This window comes from Sphingomonas echinoides (genome assembly GCF_029623395.1).
GTDB classification, from domain to species: Bacteria; Pseudomonadota; Alphaproteobacteria; order Sphingomonadales; family Sphingomonadaceae; genus Sphingomonas; species Sphingomonas echinoides_A.
Genome location: NZ_JAPYKK010000016.1, coordinates 1 through 16,926, shown reverse-complemented (window position 1 = coordinate 16,926; position 16,926 = coordinate 1). Strand labels below are relative to the sequence as shown.

Annotated in this window: 16 protein-coding genes; 11 read left to right on the top strand and 5 right to left on the bottom strand. The window is 65.5% G+C overall.

Features of this window, described 5'->3' with window-relative positions; genetic code table 11:
- Positions 1 to 34 precede the first annotated feature (34 nt).
- The 4 genes from QBJ92_RS11190 (at position 35) to QBJ92_RS11175 (ending at position 4,163) form a co-directional block, all read left to right on the top strand.
- Positions 35 to 970, top strand: a complete 936-nt coding sequence (locus tag QBJ92_RS11190) for a ribose-phosphate pyrophosphokinase (RefSeq protein ID WP_277969776.1) — start codon at positions 35 to 37, stop codon at positions 968 to 970.
- A 99-nt stretch (positions 971 to 1,069) separates the two neighbouring features.
- A complete protein-coding gene (sucC, locus tag QBJ92_RS11185) occupies positions 1,070 to 2,269 on the top strand; it encodes an ADP-forming succinate--CoA ligase subunit beta (RefSeq protein ID WP_277969775.1) in 1,200 nt (399 codons plus the stop codon).
- Positions 2,270 to 2,490: 221 nt separating this feature from the next.
- Positions 2,491 to 3,237: an electron transfer flavoprotein subunit beta/FixA family protein gene (locus tag QBJ92_RS11180; protein ID WP_277969774.1), complete on the top strand. Its 747-nt coding sequence runs from the start codon at positions 2,491 to 2,493 to the stop codon at positions 3,235 to 3,237.
- Positions 3,234 to 4,163 (top strand): electron transfer flavoprotein subunit alpha/FixB family protein, encoded by a 930-nt coding sequence (locus QBJ92_RS11175; protein ID WP_277969773.1) that lies wholly within the window; start codon positions 3,234 to 3,236, stop codon positions 4,161 to 4,163. The genes QBJ92_RS11180 and QBJ92_RS11175 overlap by 4 nt, the downstream gene beginning before the upstream one ends.
- A gap of 262 nt (positions 4,164 to 4,425) precedes the next feature.
- On the opposite strand, the gene QBJ92_RS11170 is transcribed toward QBJ92_RS11175, so the two are convergent.
- The 4 genes from QBJ92_RS11170 to QBJ92_RS11155 are packed head-to-tail and all read right to left on the bottom strand — an operon-like array spanning position 4,426 to position 9,090.
- Positions 4,426 to 5,637: an MFS transporter gene (locus tag QBJ92_RS11170; protein WP_277969772.1), complete on the bottom strand. Its 1,212-nt coding sequence runs from the start codon at positions 5,635 to 5,637 to the stop codon at positions 4,426 to 4,428.
- A complete protein-coding gene (locus QBJ92_RS11165) occupies positions 5,637 to 6,641 on the bottom strand; it encodes a histone deacetylase family protein (RefSeq protein ID WP_277969771.1) in 1,005 nt (334 codons plus the stop codon). The genes QBJ92_RS11170 and QBJ92_RS11165 overlap by 1 nt, the downstream gene beginning before the upstream one ends.
- Positions 6,642 to 6,686: 45 nt before the next feature.
- The gene (locus tag QBJ92_RS11160) at positions 6,687 to 7,508 is read right to left on the bottom strand and encodes a shikimate 5-dehydrogenase (RefSeq protein WP_277969770.1); all 822 of its coding nucleotides are present in this window, start codon (positions 7,506 to 7,508) and stop codon (positions 6,687 to 6,689) included.
- Between the two features lie 13 nt (positions 7,509 to 7,521).
- Entirely contained in the window at positions 7,522 to 9,090 is a 1,569-nt protein-coding gene (locus QBJ92_RS11155) for a lysine--tRNA ligase (RefSeq protein ID WP_277969769.1), read from the bottom strand.
- Positions 9,091 to 9,151: 61 nt separating this feature from the next.
- Between QBJ92_RS11155 and QBJ92_RS11150 the strand changes: the two genes are divergently transcribed.
- A complete protein-coding gene (locus tag QBJ92_RS11150) occupies positions 9,152 to 9,718 on the top strand; it encodes a Uma2 family endonuclease (RefSeq protein ID WP_277969768.1) in 567 nt (188 codons plus the stop codon).
- A 25-nt stretch (positions 9,719 to 9,743) separates the two neighbouring features.
- On the opposite strand, the gene QBJ92_RS11145 is transcribed toward QBJ92_RS11150, so the two are convergent.
- Positions 9,744 to 11,210 carry a peptidoglycan DD-metalloendopeptidase family protein gene (locus QBJ92_RS11145; RefSeq protein ID WP_431358392.1) on the bottom strand — a complete coding sequence of 489 codons (1,467 nt, stop codon included), beginning with the start codon at positions 11,208 to 11,210 and terminating at the stop codon, positions 9,744 to 9,746.
- 256 nt (positions 11,211 to 11,466) lie between these two features.
- Here QBJ92_RS11145 and QBJ92_RS11140 point away from each other — a divergent pair, with 256 nt between their 5' ends.
- The 6 genes from QBJ92_RS11140 to QBJ92_RS11115 all read left to right on the top strand — a co-directional run.
- Positions 11,467 to 13,983: a helicase-related protein gene (locus QBJ92_RS11140; protein WP_277969766.1), complete on the top strand. Its 2,517-nt coding sequence runs from the start codon at positions 11,467 to 11,469 to the stop codon at positions 13,981 to 13,983.
- Entirely contained in the window at positions 13,976 to 14,308 is a 333-nt protein-coding gene (locus QBJ92_RS11135) for a S4 domain-containing protein (protein ID WP_277969765.1), read from the top strand. The genes QBJ92_RS11140 and QBJ92_RS11135 overlap by 8 nt, the downstream gene beginning before the upstream one ends.
- A gap of 33 nt (positions 14,309 to 14,341) precedes the next feature.
- Complete coding sequence (gene fdxA, locus QBJ92_RS11130) at positions 14,342 to 14,683, top strand: ferredoxin FdxA (protein WP_131533043.1); 342 nt, start codon at positions 14,342 to 14,344, stop codon at positions 14,681 to 14,683.
- A gap of 240 nt (positions 14,684 to 14,923) precedes the next feature.
- Positions 14,924 to 15,457, top strand: a complete 534-nt coding sequence (locus QBJ92_RS11125; RefSeq protein ID WP_010161421.1) for a CarD family transcriptional regulator — start codon at positions 14,924 to 14,926, stop codon at positions 15,455 to 15,457.
- Positions 15,458 to 15,748: 291 nt separating this feature from the next.
- Entirely contained in the window at positions 15,749 to 16,468 is a 720-nt protein-coding gene (locus tag QBJ92_RS11120) for a head GIN domain-containing protein (protein WP_277969764.1), read from the top strand.
- A 44-nt stretch (positions 16,469 to 16,512) separates the two neighbouring features.
- On the top strand, positions 16,513 to 16,926 hold a 414-nt coding region (locus QBJ92_RS11115), incomplete at its 3' end, for a GIN domain-containing protein (protein ID WP_277969838.1).

Here is a 16,926-nt window from a genome sequence, read left to right as displayed (position 1 = left end):
CGCAACGCTTGGTCGAACACAGGGGCGCCCGCACATGAAGCTTTTGACTGGGAACGCCAATTTGCCCTTGGCCCGCGACATCGCCGCCTATCTCGAGATTCCGCTGACCCAGGCGAGCGTCCGCCGCTTCGCCGACGAGGAAGTGTTCGTCGAAATCCACGAGAACGTCCGCGGCGAGGATGTTTTCGTCATCCAATCAACGGGTTACCCGGCGAACGACAATCTGATGGAATTGCTGATCTGCATCGACGCGCTGAAACGTGCGTCGGCAAAGCGGATCACGGCGGTGGTGCCGTATTTCGGCTATGCCCGCCAGGATCGCAAACCCGGCCCGCGCACGCCCATTTCGGCCAAGCTCGTCGCCAATCTGATCACCGTCGCCGGCGCCGACCGCGTGCTCTCGGTCGATCTCCACGCCGGGCAGATCCAGGGGTTCTTCGACATCCCGACCGACAATTTGTTTGCGGCCCCAGTGATGTCGGCGGACATCCTCACACGCTACGGGGATCGCAACCTGATGGTCGTGTCGCCCGACGTTGGTGGCGTGGTGCGCGCGCGGTCGCTCGCCAAGCGGCTCAACAACGCCCCCCTCGCGATCGTCGACAAGCGCCGCGAGCGCGCGGGTGAATCCGAAGTGATGAACATCATCGGCGAGGTCGATGGCCGCTTCTGCATCCTGATCGACGACATCGTCGACTCGGCAGGAACGCTTTGCAACGCCGCCGCTGCGCTCAAGGAAGCGGGCGCCGAGGGCGTCGCGGCCTATGTCACCCACGGCGTGCTGTCGGGCGGTGCGGTCGCGCGAGTCGAGGGTTCGGCGCTCGAGGAACTGGTGATTACCGATTCGATCGGGACGCATGAGGTGATCAACGGGGCCAAGCGGATCCGCAACCTGACGATCGCCCCGCTGCTGGCGGAAGCGATCCGCCGGATCGCGGATGAAAGCTCGGTGTCGTCGCTGTTCGACTGAAGGCCTAGGGGGAGGCGAATCCAACCCCGCAAGGGGTGGATTCACCGCGCCCGCTGTGCTTAAGGCACAGGCAAACTCGACCTCGAAAGGCACGAACCCATGAACATCCACGAATATCAGGCCAAGGAACTCCTGGCGAAATTCGGCGTGCCGGTTCCGGCGGGCTTCTCCGCCATGTCGGTCGAGGAAGCGGTTGCAGCATCCGAGAAGCTCCCCGGACCGCTCTATGTCGTCAAGGCGCAGATCCACGCCGGTGGCCGCGGCAAGGGCAAGTTCAAGGAACTCGGCCCCGACGCAAAGGGCGGCGTTCGCCTTGCCAAGACCGCTGACGACGTTCGTGCGGCGGCGACCGACATGCTCGGCAACACGCTGGTGACGATCCAGACCGGCGATGCCGGCAAGCAGGTCAACCGCCTGTACGTCACCGACGGCGTTGATATCGCCAAGGAATTCTACCTCGCGCTGCTCGTCAACCGCGCCACCGGCCGCGTGTCGATGGTCGCGTCGACCGAGGGCGGGATGGACATCGAAACCGTCGCGCACGACACGCCCGAGAAGATCCACGCGATCGACATCGACCAGGCAACCGGTTTCCAGCCGCATCACGGCCGTGCCGTCGCAGCAGCACTCGAGCTTAAGGGCGATCTCGCCAAGCAGGCCGCGAACGTCGCGTCCAAGCTGTATGACGCGTTCATGGGCACCGATGCCGAGCAAATCGAGGTTAACCCGCTCGCGGTGACCGAGGACAACAAGCTCCTCGTGCTCGACGCGAAGGTCGCGTTCGACGGCAACGCATTGTTCCGCCACAAGGACCTGCTCGCGCTGCGCGACGAGACGGAGGAAGATCCCGCAGAGCTCGAAGCGTCGAAGTACGACCTCGCCTACATCAAGCTCGACGGCGACATCGGCTGCATGGTCAACGGTGCCGGTCTCGCGATGGCGACGATGGACATCATCAAGCTCAACGGCATGTTCCCGGCCAACTTCCTCGACGTCGGCGGCGGCGCGAACAAGGAGAAGGTCACCGCGGCGTTCAAGATCATCCTGAGCGATCCGGCGGTGAAGGGTATTCTCGTTAACATCTTCGGCGGGATCATGCGCTGCGACATCATCGCCGAGGGCATCGTTGCCGCGGCGAAGGAAGTGAACCTCTCGGTGCCGCTGGTCGTCCGCCTCGAGGGCACCAACGTCGAGAAGGGTAAGGAAATCCTCGCTTCCTCGGGTCTCGCGATCGTTCCCGCGAACGACCTTGGCGATGCCGCCAAGAAGATCGTTGCCGAGGTTCAGAAGGCCGCCTGATTCGCCTTCACGTCTCGAAAACAGGGGGGCTGGACGGAAACGTCCGGCCCCCTTTTTCGTTGGGACGGAGCAGACCCGGTTTCAGCCGGGCAAATGCCGCTACGGCAATGCGGGATTTCCATACCGGACTTGCGAAAAGCACGGAAAAAAGCCATCTGATCGCCAGATGCACCGCCTCAAAGCCGGGCGGCGAACGCAATCGACCTTGGAAGGGATAGCCGATGAAGGTGCTGGTACCGGTCAAGCGGGTGCTTGATTACAACGTGAAACCCCGCGTGAAAGCGGACGGGACGGGCGTCGATCTGGCGAACGTCAAGATGAGCATGAACCCGTTCGACGAGATCGCGGTCGAGGAAGCGATCCGCCTCAAGGCACAGGGCGCGACCGAGATCGTCGTCGTGTCGATCGGCGAGCAGAAGTCGCAGGAAACGCTGCGCACCGCACTCGCGATGGGCGCGGACCGCGCGATCCTCGTCGTCAGTGACACCCGCGTCGAGCCGCTCGGCGTCGCCAAGATCCTCGCCAAGATCGTCGAGGAGGAACAGCCCGACCTCGTTATTCTCGGCAAGCAGGCGATCGACGACGACAACAACCAGACCGGCCAGATGCTGGCAGGCCTGCTCGGCTGGGGCCAGGGTACGTTCGCGTCGAAGGTCGAGATCGCCGACGGGTCGGTCAACGTGACGCGCGAAGTCGATGGCGGGTCGGAGACCGACACGCTCAAGCTGCCCGCGATCATCACCACCGATCTTCGCCTCAACGAGCCGCGCTATGCGTCCTTGCCCAACATCATGAAGGCCAAGTCCAAGCCGATGGCGAACAAGACGCCCGCCGATTTCGGTGTCGACGTCACGCCGCGGATCACGACGCTCAAGGTCGTCGAGCCGTCGAAGCGGTCGGCCGGGATCAAGGTCGCCGATGTCGACGAACTGGTGATGAAACTCGCAGCGATGGGGATTTCGAAGTGAAGACGCTTGTCTGGGTCGAACATGACGGCAGCGCCGTCAAGGATGCCACGCTTTCCGCGGTGACCGCCGCGAGCAAGCTCGGTGAAGTCCATCTGCTCGTCGTCGGCCAGGGGCTCGACGCGGTCGCTGCGGCGGCGGCGAAGATCGCGGGTGTCGGCAAGGTCCATGTCGCGGACGACGCGGCGTTCGCGCATGCGCTCGCCGAAAACGTCGCGCCGCTGATCGTGGAATTGATGGGCACGCACGACGCGTTCGTCGCGCCGTCTACCACGCACGGCAAGAACATCGCGCCGCGCGTCGCCGCTTTGCTCGACGTCATGCAGATCAGCGATATCCTGTCGGTCGAGAGCGAGGACACGTTCACGCGCCCGATCTACGCGGGCAATGCCATTGCGACGGTTCAGTCGTCGGATACCAAGAAAGTCATCACCGTCCGCGGTACCGCCTTCGACAAGGCAGCTACCGAGGGTGGCTCGGGCGAGATCGAGGCGGTTGCGTCGACCGGCGACAAGGGGCTTTCAACCTTCGCAGGCTCGGAAATCGCGGCGAATACGCGGCCGGAACTGACCAGCGCGAAGATCATCGTCTCGGGCGGCCGCGCGCTAGGCTCGGGTGAGAAGTTTCACGAACTGATTGATCCGCTGGCGGACAAGCTCGGGGCCGGCGTGGGCGCGAGCCGTGCAGCGGTCGATGCAGGCTATGCGCCGAACGACTATCAGGTCGGCCAGACCGGCAAGATCGTTGCGCCGGAAGTCTATGTCGCGGTCGGCATTTCGGGCGCGATCCAGCATCTTGCGGGGATGAAGGACTCGAAGGTCATCATCGCGATCAACAAGGACGAAGACGCGCCGATCTTCCAGGTCGCCGATATCGGCCTGGTCGGAGACTTGTTCAAGATCCTGCCGGAACTGACCGGTAAGCTCTAGCCCACGACACTTTCTGTCGTATTCGGAACGGGCGGCCTAATGGGTCGCCCGTTTTAGGGTGTTTTGATGACATTCCCGATTGTGGGTCTGTAAAATACTCGGCATGTACCATCTGTTGCTCGGGGGGGCAGCGTGTGCGAGTCGGCAGGTTCAGCGAATCGTTCGCGCGCCACGCGTGGGGGGCTTCGCGTCAGAGCAGCGCACCGGTCCGCTGAACCTCGGCTCTCGTACCATCGTCTGGGCATGATTCTGCAGCATCCGCCTAGAATCGACTGGTTTGCGACGAATCCTCCAACGGCATTACGCGGCGCAACATTAGTGCGATCGTGAGCGCCGCGCCTGCCAACGCCAAGCAGAACACCGTGACGCCAGGCCAACCCGCGCGAGTCCAGGCAATCCCGCCAGCTGATCCGAGCACGCTCGAACCGGCGTAATAGAAGAACAGGTACAGCGCCGCGCCCGCCCCACGATGGTCGCCCGCGCGGCGGCCGACCCAGGCACTGGCGACCGAATGCGCGCCGAAGAACCCGATCGTCACCGCAGCGATCCCGCCGACAACTGCCCAAAGCGGCGCGGCCGCGGTCAGCACGATCCCCAGGATCAGCAGTGCAACCGGCATCCAGAAAACTCGCCGACGGCCGAGCCGTCCGGCCAGCCCCCCGAACCATGCCGAACTCGCCGAACCGAGCAGGTACAGCAGAAAGATTGCCCCGACTGCGGCATGGCCCAGTCGATAGGGCGGCGCCATCAATCGGAATCCTGCGTAATTGTAGAGCGTGACGAAGACCCCCATCAGCAGGAATGCCTCGGCGTAGAGCAGTGGAAGCGCACGGTCCGCAAACAGCGCACGCGCGATCTGCCATCCGCCACCGCGCTGCCGCGCCCGGATGCTGAAACCACGCGATTCTGGGGCCAGCCGCCGGAACGCTTCCGCCATCGCCACTCCCGCCAAACCGACGATCCCGAGTGCCCAGCGCCAATCTGCAATGTCCGCAAGCAGGCTGACCCCGAGCCGACCCGCCATCCCCCCGATCGCGCTGCCCGCGATGTACAGTCCCATCGCCGAACCGACCGAAGCCGCATCGACCTCTTCGGCGACATAGGCCATCGCAACGGCGGGAACGCCTGAAAGCGCAACGCCGGTCGCAAACCGCAACACCAGCAACGTCGTCCAGTCGGGGACGATCGCGGTTGCGAGGCTGAACACGCCTGCCAGGAACATGGCTGCGACCATCATCTGCCGCCGTCCGATCCGATCCGACACCGCCCCAGCGAACAGGATTCCGACTGCGAGCGGGCCGGTGGCAAGCGAGACCGCAAGGCTCGCGCCCTCAGCAGGCAGCCCGAATTGGCGAGCGAACACAGGAAGCAACGGCTGGACCGAATACAGCAGCGAGAAGGTGGAAAATCCTGCGAACAGCATCGCCAGTGTCAGCCGTTGATACCCGGCTGTCCCCTTCGCGTAGCCCGGCATCAGAACCCCGACAACAGGCTCGCGACGTTCGCGCCGAGCGCATCGACTCCGTATCCGCCCTCCATCGCAATCACGCTCGGCCAGCCGCAGTCGGCGATGTCCCGCGCAAGCAGAGCATAATCGTCGGTGGTCAGCTTGAAATGCGCGATGGGGTCGCCTTCCCACGTGTCCGCGCCGAAACTGACGACGAGCAGGTCGGGCGCAAATTTCGCAATGGCGTCCAGTGCCTGAGCCTGCGCGCGACGGAAGGGCGCAAGGCCGGATCCCTGGGGCAGCGGCAGGTTTAGCGTCGTGCCCTGCCCCGCACCCGCGCCGGTCTCGTCGGCATGACCCCAGTAGAACGGGTAATCGCGCGCCGGATCGGCATGAACGCTGGCGTAGAACACGTCACCGCGATCCCAGAAGATGTCCTGCGTCCCGTTGCCGTGGTGATAGTCGATGTCGAGGATCGCGACGCGCTGGCGTCCGGCATCGCGTGCCGCCTGCGCGGCGATCGCGGCGGTGTTGAGGTAGCAATAGCCGCCGTAATAGTCCGCGCCCGCATGATGGCCGGGCGGACGGCATAAGGCGAAGGCGGCGCGATCACCGTCGAGCACCGATTCGGTCGCGGCGAGGACGCTTTGCGCGCTCCAATAGGCCGCTTCCCAGCTCTCCGCGGTCAACGGCGTGGAGGTATCGAAGCTGTATCGACCGACTTGTCCGTCGATCCGCTCGAGCTTGAGCGATCGGCGCCCGACGATGGGCCAGACATAGCCCATCGCATCGCCCGGCCGCCCCGCCGCGGTCCAGCGGGCGGGTCCGTCGCGCAGGAAGGCGAGATAGTCGTCATGATGGATCGCCCGGATCGTTGCGTCACCGCGATCCTGCGGAATCTCGGCGCCACCGATAGCACGAAGGATCGTCTCGGCACGCGATGGCGTCTCGGCATGGGCGGTGAAACCGCCGTTGTGGAGCTCCTGCGCCGGCGCATGGGCGAGTTGTCCGGGAGAAAAGAATTTACGCATCATATCTTTTTGGTCTCGCGCGCTGGCGGCTCGGGCTGATCCAACTCATGTTTGCGCGCGCGCAAATGCTGCCGCATCGGCAATCTGTCCGTCGTCGGGCGTGACCCCGGTGTACAGTACGAACTGGTCGAGCGCCTGCAGGGTTGCAATCTCGGCGCCTGTGATCACCCGCTTACCCGTGGCCTTGGCTGCGCGCAGCAACGGTGTCTCGGGCGGATATTGCACGACATCCACCACTATGGTGCTCGCCGCGATCATGGCTTCGGGAAAGGCAAGCGCATCGGCATCGCCCCCGGTCATGCCGATCGGCGTAACGTTGATCAGCAGCCCCGCGGGGACGTCGGGTAGATCTGCGTGCCAGTCGAACCCGTACAGCTCTGCCAAGGGTGCGCCCGCCGCGGCATTGCGCGCAACGATCGTACCTTCGCGAAACCCTGCGTCGCGGAGCGCCGCCGCCACCGCCTTCGCCATCCCGCCCGACCCGCGCAGTACGAAGCGAGTCGCCGGGTCGATGTCGGCGATCAGCCGCGCGACCGCGGCATAATCGGTATTGTGTCCGGTCAGCACACCATCATCATTGACGATTGTATTGACGCTATCGATCGCCGCAGCCGAAGGCGCGAGACCGTCCAGCAGCGGAATTACGGCCTCCTTGAACGGCATCGAGACCGCGCAACCGCGAATGTCGAGCGCGCGAATCCCGCGCACTGCCCCCTCCAGGTCGCGTGTGGAGAACGCCTTGTAGACGAAATCCAACCCAAGCGTTTCGTACAGCCGGTTGTGGAAGCGTGTCCCGAAATTGCCCGGGCGCGCCGCCAGCGACATGCACAGCCGCGTATCGCGCCCGATCAGCGGTTTGGTTGGCATGATGCGTCCTCCCTCAGTCTGCGAGCGCCTCGGCGATCAGTGTGCGGGTGTTGTCGATCCCGTAAAGCGCGATGAAGCTGCCCATCCGCGGCCCTTGCGAAGACCCGAGCAGCGTTTCGTACAAGGCGCCGAACCAGCTGCGCAGCGGATCGAACCCGCCCTCGTTACCGATCGCATAGACGATGTTCTGCAAGTCGACTGCCGAGGCATCCGCGGGTGCTGCGGCGAGATCGCGATCGAGCCGTTCGAGCGCGGCGACCTCGATCCCCATGGGCTTGCGCCGCTGGAGCGTCGGCGCGACGAAATCGCGGTTGTACGCGAGCGCATGGCCTATCAGCGCGTCGAGCTCTGGGGTGATTTCCCCCTCAACGTAGTTGCTGAGATACCCGCGCACCTGCTCCGCGGTCGCGCCCGCGCCGAGCACGCCGACGAGGTTGAGCAACAGCCCGAACGTCACCGGCGGGGTCGTCCCCGGCACATCGCCGTCATGGATGTGGTGCACCGGATTGCCGAGCTTCTGCTCGACCGGAAGGGCGGCATATTTCCCGCGGAAGTCGAAATAATCGTCCACCGCGCGCGGTATGACGCCGACGTGGAGCTGCTTGGCCTTCTTGGGTTCGCGGTAGGCGAAGAAGGACAGGCTCTCCTGCGTCCCGTAATCGAGCCACTGCTCAAGCGTCAGGCCATTGCCCTTGGACTTGGAGATCTTCTCGCCCTTCTCGTCGAGGAACATCTCGTAGATCAGCCCCTCGGGCGGGCGACCGCCAAGCACGCGCGCGATCTTGCCCGACTGGACGCCGCTGTCGATCAGGTCCTTGCCGTACATCTCGTAATCGACGCCGAGCGCGACCCAGCGCATCGCCCAGTCGACCTTCCACTGCAGCTTGGCGTGGCCGCCGAGGATCGATTGCACCAGCACTTCGCCGTCGCTGTCGGTGAAGCGGATCGTGCCCTCCTCGACATTGACGACCTCGACCGGGACCTGGAGCACGACGCCGGTCTTGGGGCTGATCGGCAGGATCGGCGAATAGGTCGCGGCGCGTTCCTTGCGCAGCGTGGGGAGCATTACGCCCATGATCGCGGCATAATTGCGCAGCACGCCCTTCAGCGCATCGTCGAACACCCCGGCTTCATATTGCGAGGCGGAGGAGATGAATTCATATTCGAACCCGAACCGATCGAGGAAATCGCGCAGCATCGCATTGTTGTGCGCGGCGAAACTCTCGAACTTTTCGAACGGATCGGGAATGCGGCTGAGCGGCTTGCCGAGATGCTCGGTCAGCATCGCCTGGTTGGGGACGTTGTCGGGGACCTTGCGCAGCCCGTCCATGTCGTCGCTGAACTCGATCAGCCGGGTCGGCGCGTCGGACAGCGTCTGGAAGGCGTGGCGCACCATCGTCGTGCGCAGCACTTCGTTGAACGTGCCGATATGCGGGAGTCCCGAGGGACCGTAGCCCGTTTCGAAAATGACGGGTGCGCCACCGGGCTTGCCGTCGGGATACCGCTTGAGGAGCTTGCGCGCCTCCTCATAGGGCCAGGCTTTGGAGTCTTGGGCGGCGGTGCGGAAAGCGGTGTCGGTCATGCGCCAGCGTTTGCCGCTTTAGGGGGGCGAGCGCAAATGCTATGCTGTTTGCGCCATGAACATGACGATCCCCGTGAACGTGCCGCGTCCGGTCAAGCTCCGGATCGAGGACTTCGAGGTGCTCGATCGCGCGGGCGCGTTCGCCGATTTTAAAAAGGTCGAGTTGATCGAGGGGATGATCGTCGGAATGAGCGCAGAATTCCGTCTGCATACCTTCGTCAAGAGTCAGCTCATGTATCGGTTGCAAGCTGCGCTGGAGGCGGCGGGATCGCGCTTCTGCGCAGTGGTCGAGCCGACGCTGGCGCTGCCGCCGTACAACCTGCCCGAGCCAGACGTCGCCGTCGTCAATGCACCGATGGAACGGGATTACTTTCGGATCGAACATGTCGCCCTGGTGATCGAGGTGTCGGATTCCACGCTCGCCAACGATCTTGGCGCAAAGCTGGCGCTGTACGCACGACACGGCATCCCGGAATATTGGGTGATCGATCTCGCGGAGAAGATCGTCCATCAATTCTGGATCGCGTCGGTCGAGGGGTTTTGCGAACGTCGGTCCATCCCGCTGGATGGGGCCCTCCCCGTCGCCACGATGCCAGATCTGGAAATCGACGGTACGCGGCTGGTGTGACCCCGCCGGCGGACGCTTCGGTGCGCTATGCGCCGGGTTTTACCGCGAGCAATCCTGAAACCTTGGCACGGAACGCTCGCATCTGCTCGCCCGACAGTGTTGCAACGCTGGAGAAGGAGAAGCCGCGTGGGTTGACCGCGACGCCGTTCCGCAACACTTCCCAGTGAAGATGCGGTCCGGTCGACAGCCCGCTGTTGCCAGAATAGGCGATCACCTGCCCCCGCGATACGCGCTGACCGGCGCGCACTGCGAACCGGCTCAAGTGGCCGTAGCACGTCACGATCGCGCCGCCGTGTGCCATCTTGAGGAAATTGCCATACCCGCCGCTCCGCCCGGCGAACGCTACGACCCCGTCGGCGGGGGCGTGGATCGGCGTGCCGGTGGCGGTGCCGATGTCGATTCCTTTGTGCATGCGCGAGAAGCCCAGCAGCGGATGGAAGCGCATCCCGAAGCTGGATGTCACGCGCGCCATCGATACCGGCATCGTGAACTGGCCCTGCCGTTCAGCTTGTCCCGATGCTTCATACCAGGTGCCGTCGTTCCACTGGACCAGCTGCGTCTTGCGTCCGGCGTGGCCGAGCCCCGCGAACAGCAACTTCCCGAGTTGCGTCTCGCCAGTCGCGGCGCGCTGGCGCTCGACAATCAAGTCGTAGGTGTCGTTCGAATTGATCTGTCCAACCGCGACCTTGCTCGCGATCGCCTTGATGTAGCTCTCCACGGCGCGGATAGGGACGCCCGCCGCGCGCGCCGAGCGGTAAAGACTCGACCCGACGGTTCCAGTGATGCGCAGCGGCGTATCGTCGACCGCGATCGCGTGGCGCTCCATCACCAACCGGTCGCCGACGCGTTTGAGATCGAGCGCGAGATCGAACCGCGCGCGCAGGGACAACGCCTCGAGCGGGCGCGCCACGCTGCGATTGGGGCGGCGACCGAGTGTCATCGGAATTTGCGTGCCGGGCTTCAGCGTGTCGAGCGGAACCGTCGTCGCAACGAGCGCGACCGTATCCTGCGCGTCGCGTTCGGACAGGCCGGCGCGCTGCAGCATGTCACCCAGGCTGTCGCCGTGGCCGACGGTGGCGGTGCGTTGCTCGGCCGGGCGTTCGGGCGCTTCCGCAAGCGGGCGGACGAGATCGTTCGACGCCATGTGCCGCCCGGTATCCGCCCCCCAGGCAAGCGGCGCGATCATCTGCGCGCGCGCTTCCTCGCGGTCGGTGCCGATCATCGGCGCGGCGGTCTGGCTCAGTAGTGGGGTGGTGAGTGGCGGAGCGATGGCGAAGGCTGTGACGCACAACGCGGTGCAGGTCGCGGCACCGCGCCACCAGTCGCGCGAGCCGATCCGCGTTCCCAAATCGGGTACCCAGTCGATCTGCGCGGCGGCGGCGCGCAGCCGTTCGACCCGGCCGGACTGTGGCATCGGCGCGATCGCCCGCCCGAAGGACAGCGCGCTAGTGCCGCCTGCGTTTTCAATGCCGTGCGCAGTAGGTACAAACAAGGCTGGTTCGCCCCCGAAATCCGTGATGCGCTGCCTGATCCCGCCCCGCAGCGTCGGGCCAGAGGACTGTGCCGACCAAGTGCTAAAGTCAAATTAACTGCCGCCGACGATCGCGGTCGATGCGGCCAACCGTTCGAGGCGCACGACGGCGGTTGGAACGCGGTCTTCCAGATGGCGCTATCCCATGATCGTGCGGTGATTTTTCACGTGCTGGGTGGTTGCGCATCGTGCTTGGGGACGCGATGTTGGCTGGGTCATGCAACGCCACCACGACAGCGCCGTCACTGCGGTGCTCGGGCCGACCAACACCGGCAAGACGCATCTCGCGGTCGAGCGGATGTGTGGCCATTCGAGTGGCATGATCGGCTTTCCGCTGCGTTTGTTGGCGCGCGAGGTCTATGACCGGGTCGTCAAGATCAAGGGCGAGAACCGCGTCGCCTTGATTACCGGCGAGGAAAAGATCGTCCCAAAAGACGCAAGATGGTTCCTATGTACCGCCGAATCCATGCCAGTTGACCGCGATTTAGCATTCGTTGGCGTCGATGAAGCGCAACTTGGCGGCGATTTGGAACGGGGTCACGTCTTCACCGACCGCATCCTGCGCGCCCGTGGCCGCGAGGAGACGATGCTGCTTGGGTCCGAAGCGCTGCGTCCGATGCTGAAGGCGCTGGTCCCCGGAGTCGAGATCATCAACCGCCCGCGCTTCTCGACGCTCAGCTATGCCGGCGCGAAGAAGATCAGCCGCCTTCCGAAGCGCTCCGCGATCGTCGCGTTCAGCGCGGAGGAAGTCTACGCGGTTGCCGAGATGCTGCGCCGCCTGCGCGGCGGCGCGGCGGTGGTAATGGGCGCGCTGTCCCCGCGCACCCGCAACGCACAGGTCGCGATGTTCCAGGCGGGCGAGGTCGATTATCTGGTCGCGACCGACGCGATCGGGATGGGGCTCAACATGGACGTCAACCATGTCGCCTTCGCCAGTCTCAACAAGTTCGACGGCCATCGCCAGCGCCGCCTGACCGTCGCCGAGATGGCGCAGATCGCGGGGCGGGCCGGGCGGCATCAGCGCGACGGGACGTTCGGCGCGCTGGTCGAGGAAGGGCCGGGTGCGTTCGCGCCCGAGGAAGTGCTCGCGATCGAGGAACACCGTTTCCCGCCGCTCGAACATCTTTACTGGCGCCAGGGTGAGCCCGATTTTGCGAGCGTCGACGCGCTGATCGCAAGCCTGGAGGCCAAGCCCGACAACCGCCGGCTGCGCGCCGCGCCGCAATCGGTCGATCTCGCGGTGCTCAAACGGATGGCGGAAGAGGATTGGGTGCGCGCGCGGACACGGCATCCGGCGATGGTCGCGCGGCTATGGGCGGCGTGCGGGCTGCCCGATTTCCGCAAGCTCGGCGTCGATCCGCATACGCGCTTCGTCGCGCGCGTGTTCGGGCATCTGAGCGAAGGGCAGGGGCATATCCCGCACGCCTGGTTCGCGGCGGAACTCGCGCGGCTCGACACCGTGGTTGGCGATGTCGAGACGCTTGCGGGCAAGATCGCGGCGGCGCGCAGCTGGGCGTATATCGCCAACCGCAAGGATTGGTTGGCCGATCCGGCGCATTGGGCCGAACGCGCGAGCGCGGTCGAGGAACGCCTGTCGGATGCGCTGCATGCGAGCCTGACGCAGCGCTTCGTCGACAAGCGCACCACGCTCCTGATGCGGCAGATCGGCGCGGATCCACGGATGCTGCCGGTCACGATCGGTCCCGAGGGCGAAGTTATGGTCGAGGACCACGCGATCGGGCGGCTCGACGGTTTCCGCTTCACTGTTGCTGCGGATGCGCGGGCGAACGACAAAAGGATGCTGCTGGCGGCGGCGGAGCGGCGATTGGGCGACGAACGCGGCAAACGCGGGCTCGCGCTGGCCGAGGCGGCGGAGGCGGACCTGTCGCTCCGCACCGAGGCGGGGGAGGTGCCCGTGCTGCTGTGGCGCGGCTTTACCGTTGCGACCTTTGCGCCCGGGCAGAGTCTGGTGCGCCCACGCATCGTGCTGGATCGCGCGCTCGACTGCCTCGACGTCGCGCTGCGGGCGAAAATCGAGCAACGGCTGCGGACCTGGTTCGGCGAGGCGGTCGCGCGGGCGCTCCCGGGGCCGATATTGCTCGACACGGTCCAGCGCGATCCTGCCGCGAGCCCCGCGTCGCGCGCGGTCGCGGCGGCGCTGGTCGCGGGGGGCGGGATGGTCGCGCGGAGCGATGTCGCCGCAGTCCTCGATACGCTAGACGGCGTCGCGCGCAAGGCGTTCCGCCGCGCGGGGGTGACGATCGGCGCGCTCGACCTGTTCGACCCGCGTTTGCTGAAGCCCGCCGCCGCACGGTGGCGGCGCGCGTTGTTCGCGATCCGCAACGGCGGGATGGTGGCGGAGGGACCACGTGAGGGCGCGAGCGTGCTGCTGCGCGGTGTCGTCGGCGCAACGCTCGCGGACGGCTATCGCCCGATTGCGGCGCAGGCGGTGCGGATCGACTTGATCGAACGGATCGCGCGCGCGGCGCACGATGCGCGCGGTGCGGCGGGGCGCCAGCCGTTTGCGCTCGACCCAGCACTCGCGCTGTCGATGGGGCTGACCCCGCCGACGATCGAGAAACTGATGGCCGGGTTCGGCTTCCGCCCGGCGCCTGCCGCTGCGAATGACCCGACGCAGCGCTGGGTATGGCGCGGCCTGCCTACCGTTCGTCCCGTCGCCGCGCCACGCGGCACGGCCTTTGCGGCGCTCGCCGATCTGGCGGTGCATGGCTGAAGCTTTCCCCCGCGGCCCGAGCATGCGGCTCGATTGTTTCCTCTGGTTCGCCCGGATCGTAAAGACGCGCAGCATCGCGCAGGGAATGGCCGCCAGCGGGCGGTTGCGGATCGATGGACGCGCGGTCGACCGGCCCGCCGCGGCGGTGCGGATCGGCAGCGTGCTCGCTTTCGTAACACCATCGGGCAGAGTCCGCGCGATCCGCGTCGAATGCCTTCCCGAACGCCGCGGTCCGCCCGACGCGGGCCGCGCCTGCTATACCGACCTGATCGAAAATGACCGAACAGGCACTGCAATCATTGACGGGGCGGGCGCTCGGGCATAGCAGCGTCGGGTTCGTTGCTCCGGGAGTTACCTAATGACCTACGTCGTCACCGATGCCTGCATCAAGTGCAAGTACATGGACTGCGTCGAGGTGTGCCCGGTCGACTGCTTCTACGAGGGCGAGAACATGCTAGTGATCAACCCCAGCGAATGCATCGATTGCGGCGTGTGCGAGCCAGAATGCCCCGCCGAAGCGATTCTGCCCGATACGGAAAGCGGTCTCGAGCCATGGCTCGAACTCAACACGACTTTCTCGAGCCAGTGGCCCAACGTCACGCGCAAGGCGAACCAGACGCCTGCCGACGCGGACGAGCACAAGGGCGAGACCGGCAAGTACGACAAATTCTTCTCGGCGGAGCCGGGCGCAGGCGATTGATCGGTCGCTCAACCGGTATTCCCAGGTCGGCGCACGCGTAAGCGTGCCCGCGCGACGCGTGGCGCGACCTTTGTCTGGTAATTTTATTGCGACTGTGTTAAAAGGGTGACGACGAGCGGTGCCTGCGGCGCCACTCGGCACGGAGACGTACCAACCCATCACCCTTGCGTGCGCTGATGCAGCTTTGCTGCGAGAAGTGCGTTGCACCGGGATACCCGGTCCACAGAAAGGTCCAACGGAATGGCTGCCAAGGCGCTGTCCTTCGACGTCGGCGATTATGTCGTTTACCCAAAGCACGGCGTTGGCCGTGTAATCGAGCTCCAGCGGCAGGAAATTGCCGGGATGCAGCTCGAGCTCTATGTTCTGCGGTTCGAAAAAGAGCGCATGACGCTGCGCGTGCCGACCAACAAGGCGGAAAGCGTCGGGATGCGCAAGCTTTCCAGCGACAAGACGCTGCGCGAGGCGCTCGAAACGCTGACCGGCAAGCCGCGCGTCAAGCGCACCATGTGGTCGCGCCGTGCGCAGGAATATGAAGCCAAGATCAATTCGGGCGACCTGGTGTCGATCGCCGAAGTGGTCCGCGACCTGTTCCGTGCCGACGACCAGCCCGAGCAGAGCTATTCCGAGCGGCAGATCTTCGAAGGCGCGACCAGCCGCCTCGCGCGCGAACTCGCCGCGATGGAGCAGGTCGACGAGCCGACCGCGCAGGAAAAGATCCTCGAGATTTTGCGCAAGGCGGCGGCGATCCACAACAAGGACAAGGCTCCGGCCTGATCCTTTTACGGACCGACGGGATATGAAAAAGGGGCGGCCGGCAACGGTCGCCCCTTTTTCGTTGCAGCGGAACGGCGGTTCCCGGGATTGCCTCGATTCAGCATTACCCTGAACGTGTTTCAGGGACCACCGCGCCGCAATCACAGTCCGCGCGCGTTGCCTGGTGGATGCTGAAACGAGTTCAGCATGACGCTGGGGGGGGCTCCTGCGGAACGCTCGGGCTGACGTACGACAGAGGTTGCATTCAAGACAACAAGGTGTACTAATAAGGCAACACACAGGAGGTCGTTCATGCGCAGTCTGTCCTTGCTCTCCGTTCTCGCCCTCGCTGCGTGTTCGAACACCAGCGACGCCGCCGCCGCTCCGGCAGCGGGAACGACCCGCACCTTTGCGATCACCGATTTCAACGCGGTTTCGTTGCGGGGATCGGACGACGTCGATGTTCGCGTTGGCACGGGTTTCTCGGTCCGTGCCGAAGGGCCGGGGGCAGACCTCGACAAGCTCGAAATCGTCCGCGACGGCGATACGTTGCAGGTGGGGCGCAAGAAGAACCTTGCGGGTTTCGGCTGGAGTAGCGGGCGCCGGGGCGTCAAGGTGTTCGTGACGATGCCACGGATCGTGACCGCGCAGATCGCCGGATCGGGCAATCTCGCGATCGACCGGGTGGATGGACAGCGCTTCGGCGCGGATGCGGCAGGATCGGGGAATCTCTCGATCGCAACGCTCAACGTGCCGGACGCCCGGTTGCGGGTGGCCGGATCGGGCAATATCGACGCCAAGGGCCGGGTCGAGCGGCTGACGGTCGAGCTTGCCGGATCGGGCAACATCTCGGCGGGCGGCGTGAAGGCGGGGTCGGCGACCGTCTCGCTCGCTGGATCGGGGGATGTCCGCGCCGACGTTGCCGGGCAGGCGCGCGTTTCGCTGGTGGGATCGGGCAATGTCGATCTCGGACCGCAGGCGCGCTGTTCGATCAGCAAGACCGGGTCGGGCGACGTCCGCTGCGGCGGGTGAACCGCGCGCTTGCCTGAGCACCGGATCGCGGCAATGTCTTGCGTATGATCCGCGTCCGCCTGCTCGCCCTGCTCCTTCTCGCCGCGCCCGCAACGGCGCTGGCAGCGACGGGACGGTCCTATGTCGTTACCGATTATGACCGGATCCGGATCGACGGGCCGTTCGACGTCGCGTTGACCACCCGTACGGCGCCCTCGGCGCGCGCGGAAGGTCCGGCGGACGCGAGCGACGGGCTCGATATCCGGGTCGAGGGGCGCACGCTGGTCGTGCGTGCAGGCAATCGCGGCTGGGGCGAAGTCCCCCGGCGTGGCGGGGCGCAACCGCTCGTCATCCGCCTGGGGGTTCCGATGCTGCGCAGTGCGACCGTCGTCGGCGGCGGGCGGCTGGCGGTGGCCGGGCCGTTCCGCGCGCAGCGGATCGACCTGCAGGTGACGGGGAGCGGGTCGATCGTGGCACCG